Source organism: Escherichia sp. E14S1 (assembly GCF_004211995.1).
Taxonomy (GTDB): domain Bacteria; phylum Pseudomonadota; class Gammaproteobacteria; order Enterobacterales; family Enterobacteriaceae; genus Escherichia.
This window is the reverse complement of sequence record NZ_RHJQ01000003.1, coordinates 69055-85604: the sequence shown is the minus strand read 5'-3', so window position 1 is coordinate 85604 and position 16550 is coordinate 69055. Positions and strand designations below refer to the sequence as shown.

At 48.7% G+C, this 16550-nt stretch carries 10 protein-coding genes and 1 pseudogene; 3 read left to right on the top strand and 8 right to left on the bottom strand.

Annotated features, from left to right (window positions below; genetic code table 11):
* Positions 1 to 45: 45 nt before the first annotated feature.
* Positions 46 to 2100, bottom strand: coding sequence for a beta-galactosidase (locus D9734_RS02675; protein WP_130205179.1), 2055 nt, complete (start codon positions 2098 to 2100; stop codon positions 46 to 48).
* Between the two features lie 233 nt (positions 2101 to 2333).
* On the opposite strand from D9734_RS02675, the gene D9734_RS02670 reads away from it, so the two are divergent.
* The 3 genes from D9734_RS02670 (at position 2334) to rimO (ending at position 6358) form a co-directional block, all read left to right on the top strand.
* Positions 2334 to 3416 carry a LacI family DNA-binding transcriptional regulator gene (locus tag D9734_RS02670; RefSeq protein WP_130205177.1) on the top strand — a complete coding sequence of 361 codons (1083 nt, stop codon included), beginning with the start codon at positions 2334 to 2336 and terminating at the stop codon, positions 3414 to 3416.
* 253 nt (positions 3417 to 3669) lie between these two features.
* Entirely contained in the window at positions 3670 to 4905 is a 1236-nt protein-coding gene (locus tag D9734_RS02665; RefSeq protein WP_130205715.1) for an oligosaccharide MFS transporter, read from the top strand.
* Between the two features lie 127 nt (positions 4906 to 5032).
* Positions 5033 to 6358: a 30S ribosomal protein S12 methylthiotransferase RimO gene (gene rimO / locus D9734_RS02660; protein WP_130205175.1), complete on the top strand. Its 1326-nt coding sequence runs from the start codon at positions 5033 to 5035 to the stop codon at positions 6356 to 6358.
* 47 nt (positions 6359 to 6405) lie between these two features.
* Here the strand turns inward: rimO and D9734_RS02655 are convergent, their stop codons facing one another.
* The 7 genes and pseudogenes from D9734_RS02655 to iaaA all read right to left on the bottom strand — a co-directional run bounded on the left by D9734_RS02655 (position 6406) and on the right by iaaA (position 16500).
* Positions 6406 to 7734 carry a GGDEF domain-containing protein gene (locus D9734_RS02655; RefSeq protein WP_130205173.1) on the bottom strand — a complete coding sequence of 443 codons (1329 nt, stop codon included), beginning with the start codon at positions 7732 to 7734 and terminating at the stop codon, positions 6406 to 6408.
* A 7-nt stretch (positions 7735 to 7741) separates the two neighbouring features.
* Positions 7742 to 10089 (bottom strand): annotated as a pseudogene (locus D9734_RS02650) (EAL domain-containing protein).
* Positions 10090 to 10266: 177 nt separating this feature from the next.
* Positions 10267 to 11178 carry a glutathione ABC transporter permease GsiD gene (gene gsiD, locus D9734_RS02645; RefSeq protein WP_130205171.1) on the bottom strand — a complete coding sequence of 304 codons (912 nt, stop codon included), beginning with the start codon at positions 11176 to 11178 and terminating at the stop codon, positions 10267 to 10269.
* Between the two features lie 2 nt (positions 11179 to 11180).
* Positions 11181 to 12101: a glutathione ABC transporter permease GsiC gene (gene gsiC / locus D9734_RS02640; RefSeq protein ID WP_130205169.1), complete on the bottom strand. Its 921-nt coding sequence runs from the start codon at positions 12099 to 12101 to the stop codon at positions 11181 to 11183.
* 17 nt (positions 12102 to 12118) lie between these two features.
* Positions 12119 to 13657: a glutathione ABC transporter substrate-binding protein GsiB gene (gene gsiB, locus D9734_RS02635; RefSeq protein ID WP_130205167.1), complete on the bottom strand. Its 1539-nt coding sequence runs from the start codon at positions 13655 to 13657 to the stop codon at positions 12119 to 12121.
* 19 nt (positions 13658 to 13676) lie between these two features.
* A complete protein-coding gene (gene gsiA, locus D9734_RS02630; RefSeq protein ID WP_130205713.1) occupies positions 13677 to 15548 on the bottom strand; it encodes a glutathione ABC transporter ATP-binding protein GsiA in 1872 nt (623 codons plus the stop codon).
* Positions 15535 to 16500, bottom strand: a complete 966-nt coding sequence (iaaA, locus tag D9734_RS02625; protein ID WP_130205165.1) for a beta-aspartyl-peptidase — start codon at positions 16498 to 16500, stop codon at positions 15535 to 15537. Before iaaA ends, gsiA begins: the two co-directional genes overlap by 14 nt.
* Positions 16501 to 16550 lie beyond the last annotated feature (50 nt).

The window sequence follows — 16550 nt, the reverse complement described above, 5'->3', positions numbered from 1 at the left end:
AAAATGCTGTCAAGGATCAATACTTCACATCTTATTAATATTAATTTACATTATTTCTCTTTCCAGTACCTCACATCCCCACGGCGCCAGTTCTAATTCTTGTGAACAAGCCTTGCCCGTTTCCGCCACTCGCCACGCTCCAGGAAGCACAACATTTTGTACATGAGCAGTGTAATTTTGTACAAAAACCCATTCCTGATCGCCGTCTGTCCGACGCGTTGCAATAACGCCAACAGGAAGTTCAGTAGCAAGTGCTTTTGGGAGATGAAGTGTGTTGATCAACATCGCGGCAAACGCTTGATGAAATGACGCATCATTACGCGAAGCCACATAAAAAGCACGACCTTGTCCGACGTGATTTACCGTTAACGCAGGTGTACCCGCATAAAAATCCTCACCATAGCGCGCCAGAACCTGAGCACCTTCGGCGTGAATAACCGCACATAATTCCCGTGCCTGCCATTGCCCCTGCAGTCCATACGCATTCGGCTCGCAGATAACTTCGTTATGCTGATAATCATTAAGACTATCAATCTCTTCAGCCCATACGCCCATCAGGTCACGCAACGGGCCAGGGAACCCACCCAGGTGACATAAATCGGTTTCATTAACAATCCCGGACCAGTAAGTGGTGACAAAATTGCCACCAGCTTCGACATAGGCACGAGCACGCGCAGCAAATCCATCGCGAACCATATAGAGCATTGGGGCGATAACTAACTGATAACCCGTAAGATCACAATCAGCATTGATAATATCGACCGCCACGCCCTGCTCCCAGAAAGGTCGGTAATGCTCCACTACCGTTTGTTCGTAGTGGATACCGCAATTGCGCGGCCCGGCAGCATCATTGACCGCCCAGCGGTTTTCCCAGTCGAAAATAATGGCAACTTTGGCCTGCGTTTTCGTCCCAACCAGTTGTTTAAGATGAGCCAGCCGTTGCCCCAGTTGTATGACTTCGCGCCCGGTACGCGTCTCCAGATGACCGACGTGATCAACCACCGCACCATGAAACTTCTCCACGGCACCACGACTCTTACGCCACTGAAAATAGTGCACGCCGTCTGCGCCGTGAGCGACGGCCTGTAAGGAAGAAAGAATATTCATTCCCGGCTTTTTCAATTTGCTGGTTGGCTGCCAGCTTGTCTGGCTGGGCGTGGATTCCATCAGAATAAACGGTTTATTTTTCAAGGTACGCATCAGGTCGTGATACATCGCAGTTTTACAGGCTACGGCGCGTTCATCTTCCTGTTTGTGCCACATGGGGTAGCTATCCCAACTCACAAAATCAACCACTTCGGCTAATGCCCAGTAGTTGTAGTCATTGAAATACCACATAAAATTGGTCGTCGCAGGTAAATCGGGGCGTTCTGCTTTTAACGGCGCGATTTCCATTTGATAGAACTCTTTTACCTGCGATGTGACAAAGCGCCGCCAATCAAGATTCAAACCGTGGTTGGACATTTCACCTATTGGGGAAGGAGATTCAATTTGTGACCAGTCACTGTATGTATGACTCCAGAAGCCAGTCCACCATGCCTGATTAAGCGCCTCAAGAGTGGTGTAACGCGTCTGCAACCAACGGCGAAACGCCTGTTGGCATCCATTACAATGACACTCTCCGCCATACTCATTACTGATATGCCATCCCAGAACCGCCGGATGATTGGCGTATCGCTGCGCCAGCTTACGGTTAATTTGCGTCACTTTATCTTTATACACTGGCGAAGAAAGGCAGTGATTATGGCGACCACCGTGAAGCATTTTCTCGCGTGAGGCGCTAACTCTCAGAACCTCTGGATAACGAGCAGCAAGCCAGGCGGGTTTGGCTCCGCTTGGTGTTGCGAGGAAGACAGAGATCCCACCAGCATGAAGTTTATCGAGCACCTCATCCAGCCAGTCAAAGCGATACTCACCCTCTGTGGGTTCCAGCATTGACCAGCTAAAAATGCCCACCGACATGGTGTTACAACCAGCCTGTTGCATCATAGCGATATCTTTTTCCAGAATCCCAGGGACATGTAACCATTGCTCCGGATTGTAATCAGCGCCATGAAGTAACCATGGGGCTCTGGGGATGATCGGTGGGTACTTGTCCATGTTGACTCCTGAATTGTTTTAAACAGACAAAAAATGTTATTCGTTCACAATAATGTCATCTAGTAATTTATTGCTTCGTTATGCAAGGAATGTCCGGCAGGAATGTGATCAAGTACGCGTTTTTCCCTTCAAACAGGTTCGTCGGTTCAGCTTACCGGCACTGAGACAGGTGAGCGTGATACGTATGACATTCACTGCGGTATACTGTGACAAATCTTTTAGCCGGGGCGAATATGAAAACCAAAGCTGCAACCCTTGCCGATGTTGCTCGTCATGCCAATGTTTCTTATCAGACAGTGTCACGGGTGCTTAACAATTCAGCGAACGTGTCTGCTAAAACACGTCAAAAAATTGAACAAGCCATTGCCGAACTTAAGTACGTTCCAAATCGCGTAGCTCAACAGTTGGTAGGGAAAGAGAGCAAAACGGTCGGGCTGGTTACAACTTCACTTGCCCTGCATGCCCCCTCGCAAATTGCGGCAGCAGTGAAAAAATATGCCGGAGAACAGGGATATCAGGTGCTGATATCCATGATTGACGATGTTGATATTAAAGGTATTCAGGCTGCAATTAATGAATTAAAAGCACAACGGGTAACAAAGATTATTATCAACGCACCGCTGGAAACGGCATTGGCTGAAACACTGGTTGCTGAAAACAGCGATGTATTGTGTTTGTTTCTCGACGTGGACCCTTATAGCCCGGTATTTAACGTCACTTTTAATCCCGCAGAAGGTGCACGCGCCAGCGTGAAACATCTTTACGATTTGGGGCATCGTCAATTTTGCTTGATCTCTGGCCCTGAAAATTCAGTACCAGCGCGGCTACGACTCAATACCTGGCGCGACACCCTCGCTTCACTCCAACTGACGCCGCTGGCCATTCATTATGGTCGTTGGGACGCTCAAAGCGGCTATCTGGCGACGTTACAAATGCTACGTGAAACACCACAGGTAACCGCTCTTCTGATCGCCAATGATCAGATGGCATTGGGGGCATTAAGCGCCTTACATCAACAAAAACGTAAAATCCCGCAAGATATTTCTGTCATAGGCTATGACGACACCTATGAGAGTGCATTTTTTGAACCTTCGCTAACGACGGTCGCAATCGACTTTGATTTACAAGGGAAAATTGCCGTTCAACAAATTTTACAGCCGGACGATGAACACGCGATGCTCCGCTCTTCAACCATCCTTCCCAGTCGCCTGGTCGTGCGTAACTCTGCTGGTCCCCTGCACTCACCACAGACTGATCTGATGAATATTGCTGAACACCTTCGCACACTGGCAGATGAGCTAACACGAAAGGCATAAAAGTAATACGTTCTCATAAAAAGATTTAGTGATCTGTTTCGCTAAATCTTTTTTATTATCAGCAATAATTGTGATGTAAATCTCAAACATTCATTTAACACATTGCCTAATCATCGCGGTCAGGGTCAGAGTAAAAATGAAATTGTTAACGTATGACATTTCCGGAGATGCATACCAAAACAATAACCAGTAAGCACAGCTAATGCCTGTGCCAACGGTAAATGACCCAACGCCAGTGATTGAGGATATGGCTATGTTATTGCCCGGTAAACGTAATTATATTTTGCTCAGTATTTTCGATTTTCTGTACCTCTTCGCCTGGTCGGCAACGATGGCATTTTTTGTCATATGGACGACACAGCATCTGGAAATTACCGCCACACGCACAGGATTGCTTTATTCCGTTAATGCTTTCATTGCGTTATTAATGCAGCCGTTCTTCGGTTTCATCTCCGATAAATTTGGTCTTAAGAAACAACTCATCTGGCTCCTCGTCGCATTATTACTTCCCGTAGGCCCATTCTTTATTTATGTGTATGCCCCGCTTCTGGTTCATAACTTCTGGCTGGGCGCTGTTTTGGGTGGCATTTACCTGGGGATCATTTTTAATTCTGGCTGTGGCGTTCTGGATTCCTGGATAGATAAAGTTTCGCGCCGTTATCATTTTGAATATGGTCGCGTAAGAATGTGGGGCTCTCTGGGATGGGCCGCTGCCGCGTGGATTGTGGGTAAATACATTGATACCAGCCCTAATCTCTCTTTCTGGCTGGCAAGCTGTGCCATTGTGATCGCCGCAATCTGCTTTATGTTTACCAAAATTGAACTGACCGAGGCGGAAATTGAAAAAACCAATTCGCTGAAAGCTATCCATGCGCTTGAACTGGCGAAAAATAGTCAGTTCTGGTTTTTATTGATGTTCACTCTGTTCGTAACGCAAATTTATGACACCTACGATCAACAATTCGCACAATATTTTTCGCTGCAATTCCCGACGCCAGAAGAAGGCAATCGCTGGTACGGGATTCTGGCTTCTGTCCAGGTCTGTGGAGAAACCTTATTTCTCTGTCTGATGCCGTGGTTTGTTAACCGCACTGGCGCCAAATGGGCATTAGTGATTGCCGGAACCATTATGTCGCTACGCATTGCCGGTTCTGCTATCCAACTGGGGCCAGTGTGGATTGCGGCCGTTAAAATGATGCACGCCATCGAAAAACCACTGATCCTGGTGTCTGTGTTTAAATTTATCGCGGCTAACTTTGATCATAAACTCTCTTCGACGGTATACCTGCTGGTGCTTTTTGTGGCATCCATCGCCACGGCAATCTATTCACCCATTGCCGGCTATCTGTATGACACCATTGGCTTTGCTGAAACCTATCTAATCTTGGGGGCGATTGCCGGTTGCTTCACACTTATTTCGGTCTTTACGCTGCGGGACAAATCCAGCAGCCAGCCTGCGGAGGCGCTAACTGAAAACCCAGTAGCATGACAATCATTTGCGCCCCGATATTTGGGGCGTTTTCCTCGCCTGTTGACCAGATTACGATACAAATTTTATCCAGAACTCTGTAGAATCCCTGCCCTGACCTTTCCTGTAACTGAATATTTTTTAAGCTATGAGCAAAGTAACTCCCCAGCCGAAAATCGGCTTTGTTTCCCTCGGCTGTCCGAAAAACCTCGTCGATTCAGAGCGCATTCTGACCGAACTGCGTACTGAAGGTTATGACGTAGTACCGAGCTATGACGACGCAGATATGGTGATCGTCAACACCTGCGGCTTTATTGACAGCGCGGTGCAAGAATCTCTGGAAGCCATTGGCGAAGCGTTGAATGAAAACGGCAAGGTGATTGTGACTGGTTGTCTGGGAGCAAAAGAAGATCAGATCCGCGAAGTTCACCCGAAAGTGCTGGAAATCACCGGGCCTCATAGCTACGAGCAGGTTCTGGAGCACGTTCATCACTACGTGCCAAAACCGAAACACAATCCGTTCCTGAGCCTGGTGCCGGAACAGGGTGTTAAGTTGACCCCGCGTCATTATGCCTATCTGAAGATTTCCGAAGGTTGTAACCACCGCTGCACCTTCTGCATTATTCCTTCAATGCGCGGCGATCTGGTGAGCCGCCCGATTGGCGAAGTATTAAGCGAAGCGAAACGTCTGGTGGATGCGGGCGTTAAAGAGATTCTGGTGATCTCACAGGATACTTCCGCCTATGGCGTTGATGTAAAACACCGTACTGGCTTCCACAACGGCGAGCCGGTAAAAACCAGCATGGTCAGCCTGTGCGAACAGTTATCGAAACTGGGGATCTGGACACGTCTGCACTACGTTTACCCTTATCCGCACGTGGACGACGTCATCCCGCTGATGGCTGAAGGCAAAATCCTGCCATATCTGGATATTCCGCTGCAGCATGCCAGCCCGCGCATTCTCAAACTGATGAAGCGCCCAGGTTCGGTGGATCGCCAACTGGCACGTATCAAAAAATGGCGTGAAATCTGCCCGGAACTGACCCTGCGTTCAACCTTTATTGTCGGCTTCCCTGGCGAGACGGAAGAAGATTTCCAGATGCTGCTCGACTTCCTGAAAGAAGCACGTCTGGATCGCGTTGGCTGCTTTAAATACAGCCCGGTTGAAGGCGCAGATGCCAATGCTCTGCCGGACCAGGTCCCGGAAGAAGTGAAAGAAGAACGCTGGAATCGCTTCATGCAACTGCAACAACAGATTTCCGCCGAGCGCCTGCAGGAGAAAGTTGGCCGTGAAATTCTGGTGATCATCGACGAAGTGGATGAAGAAGGCGCGATTGGCCGCAGTATGGCTGATGCGCCGGAAATCGACGGCGCGGTCTATCTTAACGGTGAAACCAAGGTTAAGCCGGGCGACATCCTGCGTGTGAAAGTCGAGCATGCCGATGAGTACGATTTGTGGGGTAGTCGAGTTTAATTAATGCCAGGCCGGGCAAATTTATTTTCCCGGCCTGCTAATAAACATTATTGCCAGCTAATCTGCGCCCTGCCGTTTTTCTTACTCTTATACAGTCGCTCATCTGCCAGCATTTTCAGCCGTTCAACGGTGGTACATTCATTTGAATGCGCTACGCCGATACTGGTGCTTAAATTAATGCTTCCCACCTGGAAATGAACGATTTCTTTTAATATCGATAGCAACTCTTCCAGCGTTCCACCTGTATAAATCACCGCAAATTCGTCGCCGCCAAAACGATAGACTTTGCCTTTATCCACCGGAATTTGTGATTTAAGGATTTTCACAACCTTAATCAACACTTCATCGCCCAACAAATGACCGAAGGTGTCGTTAATGTTCTTGAATTTATCGACGTCAAACAGGCACAAATATCCGCCTTTTTCCGGCAAGGCTTTTAAGTCTTCGTCAAAGGATTTTCTGCCCATCGCTTTCGTCAGGTCGTCAAGAAACGCTGAGTTATACATACTGTAGAGTTTTTTGACATCCGCCGCCGAGAAGAAAAGCCCACCGTCCAGCACACGGTCAAAATGGTTATTAATAATGGCTTCTTTTTCAACAATGCCCTGATTGATCACTCTGCGTACCAGATAGAGGCAGCTGGCCCCTGATATAACCGCCACCAATGCGGCAAAGAAGATGATCAACGTACATACCTGAAAATAAACGTCTTTTTTATAGGCAAACACATACAATCCTGTTGGCAAATAGGAGAAGTGCTCCATCGCTTCCGAAACAGTGAAGATGGCGTTTTTGGCGTTATATTCATCACCAGTAACCGATTTGCCATTCTTAAAAAGTGAGAACATCAGGTTATCGCTGTCCATTGCCAGTGATTTTGACAGTAAAGAAAAGCGCTCCAGCCCAAGCAAAAATATCAGACTACGATTATGGCTAACCGGGTAGAGATAATAGACGAAGGTTTTACCGTCAAAAGAGATAAACCCCGTATTCTTAACATGCAAATACTTAACCACCTGCATGATATTTGTACAATAGTTATTCTCGTACTCCTTTACCTGAATACACTCATCACTGGAAATCAGATAAGGTCCAACATCATACAAATAAGAAGGAGAAACCGAATCGGCATAGGCTGTGCGTAAGCCAACCAGCAATTGTTCTTCCGTAGGGTTTAGCGTATTGATGAGATCAATTGCCACACTACGCCGATATTCAGCAATATTCGCCACCGCAAAAGCAGTATCAATAACGGACTGTTTCAGGCCATACACCCGTTCTTTCACCATTTGAGTGTAGATCCCGCAGGCAACTGCCGAAATCATAATAAAAATCAGCAGACTGACTGTAAGTACGAATTTATTGATTCTGGACATACCTAAACTACTCTTTTACTAACTTTCCACTTTTATCCCAGGCAGAGAATGGCATAGGCTTCTGGTACAGATACCCTTGGGCCTGAACACAGCCTAATTTGATTAATTCACGCGCAACCTCTTCGCTCTCAACACCTTCTGCAATCACCGGAATCTGGTTATAGCGTGCCAGGTCGAAGATAATGCGTACAATTTTTCCCGCGGTGCCGAAAATATCGCCGGTAAATTGCGAATCTACTTTTATGCTGTCAGGGTTAATTTCATAAAAACGTTTCAGGTTTGACAGCCCTGTGCCAAAGTCATCAATCGATATCCCTACCCCTTGTTTACGCAGTTGTGCAATATTGAGATAAAAATGTTCATTAATTCGTTCGATCACTGTTTCAGTGATCTCAATACAGATACTATTCGCCTGCAGATCATGTTCTTTCATGATAGTTGTAAAATGCTCATGAAAGTGTGGTTCGTTTAGCTGCCAGGGTGACACATTAATATGCAGTAAGAAACCGTCCTTCAGGGCCGCACGCTGGCTAAAATGCCTGAATTCACGCATTGCGGTTTTAATAATTTGATAGCCAAGCTCATTGATAAACCCAATATCTTCAGCAATCGTAACAAACTTCAGCGGTGAGATTATTCCTCGTTCCGCAGAGATCCAGCGGCATAATGCTTCTGCGCCGATAATGTCTCTGGTTTTCATATCAACAATCGGTTGATAGACTAAAAACAATTCACCTATTTCCATTGCATGGCGAATATTACGCGCAATCCAAATATTCTCTTCAATTTCGTTGAGTTTCGCGTCATCACAGAAAATAAACTCAGAGAACATATGGTCACGGATACTGGAAATCGCCAGTTTCAGTTTTTCGGCATAACTCCAGGCATTTTCACCTTTCAAAGGTTCACAAATGGCAGATTTGTGTATACGCAGATTACGATAACCAAAGCTGCTGTCAAAATCATTTTCCATCGCTATCTTGCGGGTAAACGTCTGTACATTTTCCCGGCACAATAATAAATAGAGATCGGCATTGAATGTCACTATATCGCAGCATTGCGCATATTTCTCGGCAATTCGCTGACACAGTTTCCTGACGATTTTATTGCGTTCCTCGACGCCAAACACAGCTTCGACGGCTTCCAGTCCGCACAGTTTGATGATCCCGACGGCCAGATATTGGTTATTATTAGATTCAATAATCGCCAAGTTTTTGATAAAACCACTCTCCTGATCGTAGGAGATTAGCGAGAGCAGTTTATTCGAACGTTCAATTTCGGCATCTTTCATTTCCGCTATGGAATTTTTGATGCTAATAATCTCTTTCGCATCGCCTTCACGGATTTTCAGCGCCTGCATTTGTTCAGTAGAATCGGGCAAAAACTCCAGCGTATTGACCAGTTCTGTCATTTCGGAAAATTGTCGACGAAACACACGCGTGGTCATTAAGTAAACCAACAGCAGTACGATAATAATAAATACAAATGGTAGATAAAAGAGTTTATCTGATGCGTTAAATAAATTACCTGTGGGATAATAAAAATATATTTCGAACAACGCGTTATTTGGAACTTCTGATGTTCTTGCGATATATTCCGTATCGAAAGAATCAATAATGTTATAATTTCCTTCGCTATTATAAATAATCAGTTTTTCACGGGCGAGTTGGTTTTTGGCGATGATCTCATGGCCTTGTTTCAAAAACAGCACTTCATCAGTCGAACTGATTTGATCAAGATATTCATTCAGATAGCGCCAGTTTAAGTCAACATGAATTTTGTTAACCGCCAGTAAGTCACGGTCTTTTCCATTAATTCGTAGGGTAAAAGAGATACACTTTTTCCCTGGTCGATCAAAGCAATTGTAGGCCGGATTCCAACTACTGACCGAGTTGTCTGATGCCACCGACCAGGGCCGCTGCGACGGGTTAAAGTCGGCAAAGATGACGCGTCCTGCCTCATCGACAAGCGGCCCATTTACTTTTTCCTGATGGTAAACAATGATTTTATCATTCGCCCGACGTGAAAAGAGATAATATTTATTATCATCCAGTACCAATCCTACCGAATCCAGAAATGGCATCATTTCCATTTTCAGAATGACGGCACGTTTAATTTCTTCACTGTTTTTTAATAAATACAACGAGTCCTTTAACGTTAAGGCAGAACGCTCAATATCTTTAAAAAAATAACCTACGTTTTTTGAATAAGTTCAAAGCGGCTATCGGCACGTTTTACCGCCCTTTCCGATACCAACTGATAGTTAATGATGAAAAAAAGACCAATAAATGACAGCGTAGCCAACAAAAATAAAATAATCAGTCTTATCTTTATCTTTTCGTATAAACTAAGCATGTTAATACACGTAACAAAATAACTATCAGTACGCTGCCCTGCTGCATAAATAGACTTTTACAGCAGCATATTTACCCAATTACCTGATTCTACAAAATCGGCAGAAAGTTACAACATTTGCGTATAGCAATAATTTCCTATGACGCCATTACATTTTTAAGCAATATTCTGCCGTGGCTATGCTTTAATTTTCGGGTCCAGCGCGTCGCGTAAACCATCGCCCAGCAAGTTGAAAGCCAGCACGGTAAGGAAGATAGCGAGTGCCGGGAAAACCGCCACATGCGGCGCGATGACCATATCCGCTCGCGCTTCATTGAGCATAGCCCCCCATTCTGGTGTCGGCGGCTGCGCCCCCAGGCCAAGAAATGAAAGGCTGGCAGCCGAGATGATCGAAGTGCCAATACGCATTGTGAAAAAGACGACAATGGAAGAGACAGTCCCGGGCAAGATATGGCGCAACAAGATGGTCATGTCGCTGGCACCAATACTGCGCGCCGATTCAATAAAAGTTTGCTGTTTCAACACCAGCGTGTTGCCGCGCACCAGACGGGCAAAAGCCGGAATGGAAAAGATGGCGACTGCGATAATTACGTTGGCAATACCGCTTCCTAACACCGCAACAACAGCAATCGCCAGTAAAATACCCGGGAAGGCAAACAGCACATCGCAAATACGCATAATCAATCGGTCCCACCAGCCTTCGTAATATCCCGCCAGTAAGCCCAATAGCGTACCGATCGCCGCACCAATAAAGACAGCAAACACACCCGCCGCCAGCGAGATTTGCGCGCCGACCAGGACACGGCTGAAAATATCACGCCCCAGCGAGTCGACACCAAACCAGTGTTGCAAAGAAGGGCCGTTATTCAGGTTGTCATAATCGAAAAAATTTTCGGCATCATAGGGGGCGATCCAACGGGCAAAAATTGCCACCACAATCAGCAAAATGACGAACAGTGCGGCGGCCATCGCCATATGCTGACGGCGAAAACGTCGCCAGAACTCATGCCACGGTGTACGTACCTGGTCAGGTTTTACCAGTGGCATAGCGTTTAACACCGCCTGACGTCGCCAGTTAAATAGTCGCATCCTTACTTGTACCTGATAGCCGGGTTAATGGCGGCGTAAAGCACATCCACCACTAAGTTGATAAGAATAAACTCCAGCGAGAAGAGCAGAATTTCTGCCTGAATCACCGGGTAATCACGCATTTCTACGGAGTCAACGAGTAAGCGTCCAAGTCCGGGCCAGTTGAAAACTTTCTCCACCACAATGGAACCACCGAGCAAAAAGCCAAACTGCAATCCCATCATGGTGACCACAGGGATCATGGCGTTGCGTAAACCATGCTTGAGGACAACCCAGGTTTCGCTTACCCCTTTTGCCCTCGCGGTACGCATATAATCCTCACTTAAAACATCAACAAACGAGGCGCGGGTAAAACGCGCCATCACTGCCGCCACCGCCGCGCCGAGCGTCAGAGAAGGTAATATGTAATGCTGCCAACTGTCTGCACCTACGGTAGGCAACCAGCCCAGTTCAACAGAGAAAACCTGAATCAGCAGTATTCCGAGCGCAAATGCCGGAAATGAAATCCCTGATACTGCGATGGTCATACTTAATCGATCCGGCCAACGGTTACGCCAGACGGCGGCGATAATACCCGCCGCCATGCCGAACAGCACCGCCCATGTCATACTGGTAATGGTCAACCACAGCGTAGGCATGAAACGGCTGGCGATCTCCTCGGCAACCGGACGACGCGACACCATCGACAGACCAAAATCCCCCTGCACGGCATTGCTGATATAGTGCCAGAACTGGTGATACAGCGGCTGATCCAGCCCCAGTTGCTGACGCACCAGTTCGATGACCTGCGCATCGGCTTCTGGACCGGCAATCAATCGCGCCGGGTCGCCGGGTAGCATATGGACAAACAAAAACACCAGCACCGAGACAATAAACAGCGTCGGAATCAGCCCCAGCAAGCGTTTGATAACGTAATTAAGCATTCCTCTCCCTGCGCTACTTATTGCAAATCCGCATCTTCAAAGCTAAAGCCAGTGTCTGGCATAATCCAAAAACCGCTCAGTTTTTTGCTGTGTGCCGACACCAGTTTTTCTACCACCAGCGGGATCCACGGCGACTCTTGCCAGATGGTATCCTGCGCCGCCTTATACAAGCGCGCCTTTTCCGCCGGATCGTTGGTTTTCAGCGCCTGGGCAAGCTCGTCATCCACCTGCTTATTGCTGTAAAACGCAGTATTAAACAGCGTCGGTGGCCAGTTCTGCGAGGCGAACAGCGGCGATAGCGCCCAGTCAGCTTCACCGGTCGAGGCCGACCAGCCAGTATAGAACATTCGCACGCCGCTCTCTTTCTGCCCTTTACCTTCAACTTCTGCCGCCCGCTGCCCGGCATCCATCGCCGTCACCTGGGCTTTAATCCCCACCTGCACTAGCTGTTGCTGGGTAAATTGCAGCACTTTCTGCGCGGTGCTGTGATTATGTGATGACCACAATGTGGTACTGAAACCGTTGGGATATCCCGCCTCTTTTAATAGTTCGCGCGCTTTAGCCGGATCGTAAGGCCACGGTTTATAACTTTGCGCGTAGGCAATACTCGGTGGCACCACACCAGTGGCAGGAACTGCATATCCCGCGAAGGCCACTTTCACCAGTGCCTGACGGTTGATGGCGTAATTCAGCGCCTCACGCACTTTTGGGTTATCGAATGGTTTCTGCGTCACGTTCATACTGATATAACGCTGCATAATCGACGGGCTGGCCATCAGCTCGATATTTTTGTTCTTGTCCAGTAGCGCAGCTTGTTCATAAGGGATGGGGAAAGCAAACTGCGCTTCCCCGGTTTGCAGCATTGCCGCGCGGGTATTGTTGTCCGCCACTGGACGCCAGGTGATGCTGTCCAGTTTGGGCAAGCCAGGCTGCCAGTAACCCGCGAATTTTTTAACCTTCACAAAATCGGTCTGGTTCCAGGTATCCAGTTCATACGGTCCAGTTCCGACCGGATGAAAACCAATCTCCTTGCCATATTTTTCCAGCGCCGCCGGTGAAATCATCGCGGTCGCCGGGTGAGCGAGGATGTTAATAAACGCGGAGAACGGTTGCTTGAGCGTAATCTTCACCGTTGTCGGATCGACCGCTTCAGTTTTGGCAATATTTTTGTACAGGTTATAGCGTTTTAGATGATTTGCCGGATCGCTGGCTCGGTCCAGATTCGCTTTGACGGCTGCGGCGTTAAAGTCGGTGCCGTCCTGAAACTTAATCCCTTCGCGCAATTTCACGATGTAAGTGAGGCCGTCATCGGAAACGGTATAACTCTCCGCCAGCACGTTTTTCAGTTTCATCTCTTTATCCAGACCGAACAGTCCCTGATAAAAAGATTTCGCTACGGCCTGAGATAACGTGTCATTCGCGTCATACGGATCGAGCGTAGTGAAATTCGATCCCACTGCCACAACCACATCTTTGGCAGCGAATGCACAAGGTGCCATCAACGCTGCGGCAATGCTCAGCGCCACTAACCCACTACGGTGTACAGCTCTTGCCATTTTATTCTCCGCCTGAATGTTATCTACGCAAAAATGCGTACTCTGATTGTGGTTGTGCGACGTAATGCCCCGGCCCGACGCATTGCAACGAGACGGCGGCAACCTCTTCGCCACGCAGATGAATATTGCTGGGAAGATCATCCGACAGCAGCACGCGCTGCGGTCGTAGTCGGGACGGTTCAGCGACCGGAACTGCCGCCAGTAATTTACGTGTATAAGGGTGCTGCGGATTTTCAAAGACCGCACGCCGTGGACCAATTTCAACGATTTGCCCAAGATACATCACCGCCACACGATGACTAATCCGCTCTACAACGGCCATATCGTGGGAGATAAACAGAAAGGCGATGCCAAACTCGCGCTGGAGATCGAGCAACAAGTTGATGATTTGCCCACGGATAGAAACATCCAGCGCCGAGACAGCTTCATCGGCAATAATGACTTTGGGATTCAACGCCAACGCGCGAGCAATGCAGATGCGCTGACGCTGACCGCCGGAAAACTCATGCGGGTAACGCCACGCATGTTCAGGTAACAGGCCAACGCGTTCCAGCAACCACGCAACGCGTGCAGCAGCTTCTTTACCTTGCAATAAACCGTGTACGCGCAGCGGTTCAACAATCGAATCACCAATGGTCTGTCGTGGATCCAGCGAGGCGTAAGGATCCTGAAAAATAAACTGAATATCGCGACGCAATGCCTGAAGTTTGCCTGGTGAAAGGGTATCGATTCGCTGCCCTTTGAAGATGATTTCGCCGCCCTGGGATTCAACCAGGCGCAGCAACGCCCTACCGGTGGTTGATTTGCCACTCCCGGACTCTCCCACCAGCGACAACGTTTCGCCCGGCCAGAGATCAAAACTAACCTTCTCAACCGCATGCACTTCTCGCGTAACGCGATTCAATAAGCCACTACGTAAAGGGAAACGGGTCACTAGATTACGCACCTGTAAAACAGGGTCGCCATCAACCACCGTTTTCTGCTCGACAGGTCGTTCCTGTTTAGCCGGATGTTCAAGTGATATCAGCGGGAAACGGCGAGGATAATCTTGCCCTTTCATCGCCCCCAACTGCGGCACGGCAGCCAACAGCGCGCGGGTATAAGGATGCTGTGGCGCATGAAAAATCTGTTCAACGCTGCCTGTTTCGACCGCTTCGCCCTGATACATCACCAGCACCCGATCGGCAATCTCTGCCACCACGCCCATGTCGTGAGTGATAAAGATGACGCCCATCGACATCTCTTTTTGCAATACTTTGATTAATTGCAGGATCTGCGCCTGAATCGTGACATCCAGTGCGGTGGTCGGTTCATCCGCAATCAGCACCGCCGGGCGACATGACAGCGCCATTGCAATCATCACTCGCTGGCGCATCCCACCGGAGAGTTGATGCGGATAACGCGAAAGAATGGTTTGGGCTTCCGGGATGCGAACCTGATCCAGCATCCGCTTCGCCTCTACCATCGCCTGTTCACGACTGGCGTTTTGATGCAAACAGATCGACTCGGCAATCTGCTCACCCACAGTAAATACCGGATTCAGCGAGGTCATCGGCTCCTGAAAAATCATCGCGATATCTGCGCCGCGCACATGCTGTATTTGACTGGCACTCTGCTCGTTAAGCTCAATCACTTCACGACTGCGTCGCCGCAACAGCATTTTATCGCACTGCACCAGACCGCCTGCTTGTTCCAATAGACGCATCAATGCCAGTGCTGTGACAGATTTACCGGAACCTGATTCCCCGACAATGGCCAGCGTCTCGCCGCGTCGCAGCCGAAAAGAAAGATTGCGCACCGCAGCCACTTTCTGCTGGTCCTGCATAAAGGCAATGTTGAGATTATCGACCGCCAGGACATCACCGGCATCAAGTTCATCACTGTGTGGCAACGGTGTCCCCTTTTTCGCGGTAGATACCAGTGGTTGGTGTATCGCCTGCATAGCCCCAGGCGCGATACATTCCTTCGGTGTTAAACGGTAGTGCGACGTTACCTTCGTGGTCGATAGCGATTAAACCACCGCTGCCGCCAAGCGCCGGGAGTTTTTCCATCACCACCCGCTCGCAGGCTTCCGCGAGGCTTAGACCGCCATAATCCATTAACGCGCCGATGTCATACGCCGCCAGCGCGCGGATGAAGACTTCGCCCGTACCAGTACAAGAAACCGCCACACTGGCGTTATTGGCGTAGCATCCAGCACCCACTAAGGGACTATCGCCCACTCGTCCGGGTAATTTATTGGTCATTCCGCCCGTGGACGTGGCGGCCGCCAGATTGCCGTGTAAATCCAACGCCACGGCGCCCACCGTGCCCATTTTTTGTTTTTCATCCAGCGGAGCGCCGCTATGGTCGAGGACGGTTTCCCCACACTCACGCGCCGCCAGCAGCTGTTCATAACGCAAAGGCGTGGAGAAAATCTCCGGCGAGACGCGCTCCATGCCATGAGAAAAAGCAAAGTTTTCCGCCCCCTCACCAATCATCATCACATGCGGGCTTTGCTCCATCACCAGACGAGCGGCAAGAATTGGGTTGCGCAGATGGCTAATGCCCGCCACCGCCCCCGCTTTCAGTGTGTTGCCATCCATCACGCAGGCGTCCAGTTCATGCGTTTCATCACGCGTAAAGACGGCGCCAATTCCGGCGTTAAAGAGCGGACACTCTTCCAGCAGGCGCACCGCTTCTGTCACCACATCCAGCGCGCTTTCGCCCGCTTCGAGCATTTGCTGTCCGGTTTCAACAATGGCAGACAGCGCCTCAATGTAGCGTAATTCCTGTTGCAGACTCATCTGTGCGCGGCTAATTGCGCCTGCGCCGCCGTGGATTGCAATGACTGCTTTGCCCATAGTCTTCGTCCATTAAGGGTGGCTCGCCACTTTTGCTATAAATATCAGAA

Coding starts and splice junctions, on each gene's coding strand:
- D9734_RS02675 (WP_130205179.1), bottom strand. CDS start 2,100: ATGGACAAGTACCCACCGATCATCCCCAGAGCCCCATGGTTACTTCAT.
- D9734_RS02670 (WP_130205177.1), top strand. CDS start 2,334: ATGAAAACCAAAGCTGCAACCCTTGCCGATGTTGCTCGTCATGCCAAT.
- D9734_RS02665 (WP_130205715.1), top strand. CDS start 3,670: ATGTTATTGCCCGGTAAACGTAATTATATTTTGCTCAGTATTTTCGAT.
- rimO (WP_130205175.1), top strand. CDS start 5,033: ATGAGCAAAGTAACTCCCCAGCCGAAAATCGGCTTTGTTTCCCTCGGC.
- D9734_RS02655 (WP_130205173.1), bottom strand. CDS start 7,734: ATGTCCAGAATCAATAAATTCGTACTTACAGTCAGTCTGCTGATTTTT.
- gsiD (WP_130205171.1), bottom strand. CDS start 11,178: ATGCGACTATTTAACTGGCGACGTCAGGCGGTGTTAAACGCTATGCCA.
- gsiC (WP_130205169.1), bottom strand. CDS start 12,101: ATGCTTAATTACGTTATCAAACGCTTGCTGGGGCTGATTCCGACGCTG.
- gsiB (WP_130205167.1), bottom strand. CDS start 13,657: ATGGCAAGAGCTGTACACCGTAGTGGGTTAGTGGCGCTGAGCATTGCC.
- iaaA (WP_130205165.1), bottom strand. CDS start 16,500: ATGGGCAAAGCAGTCATTGCAATCCACGGCGGCGCAGGCGCAATTAGC.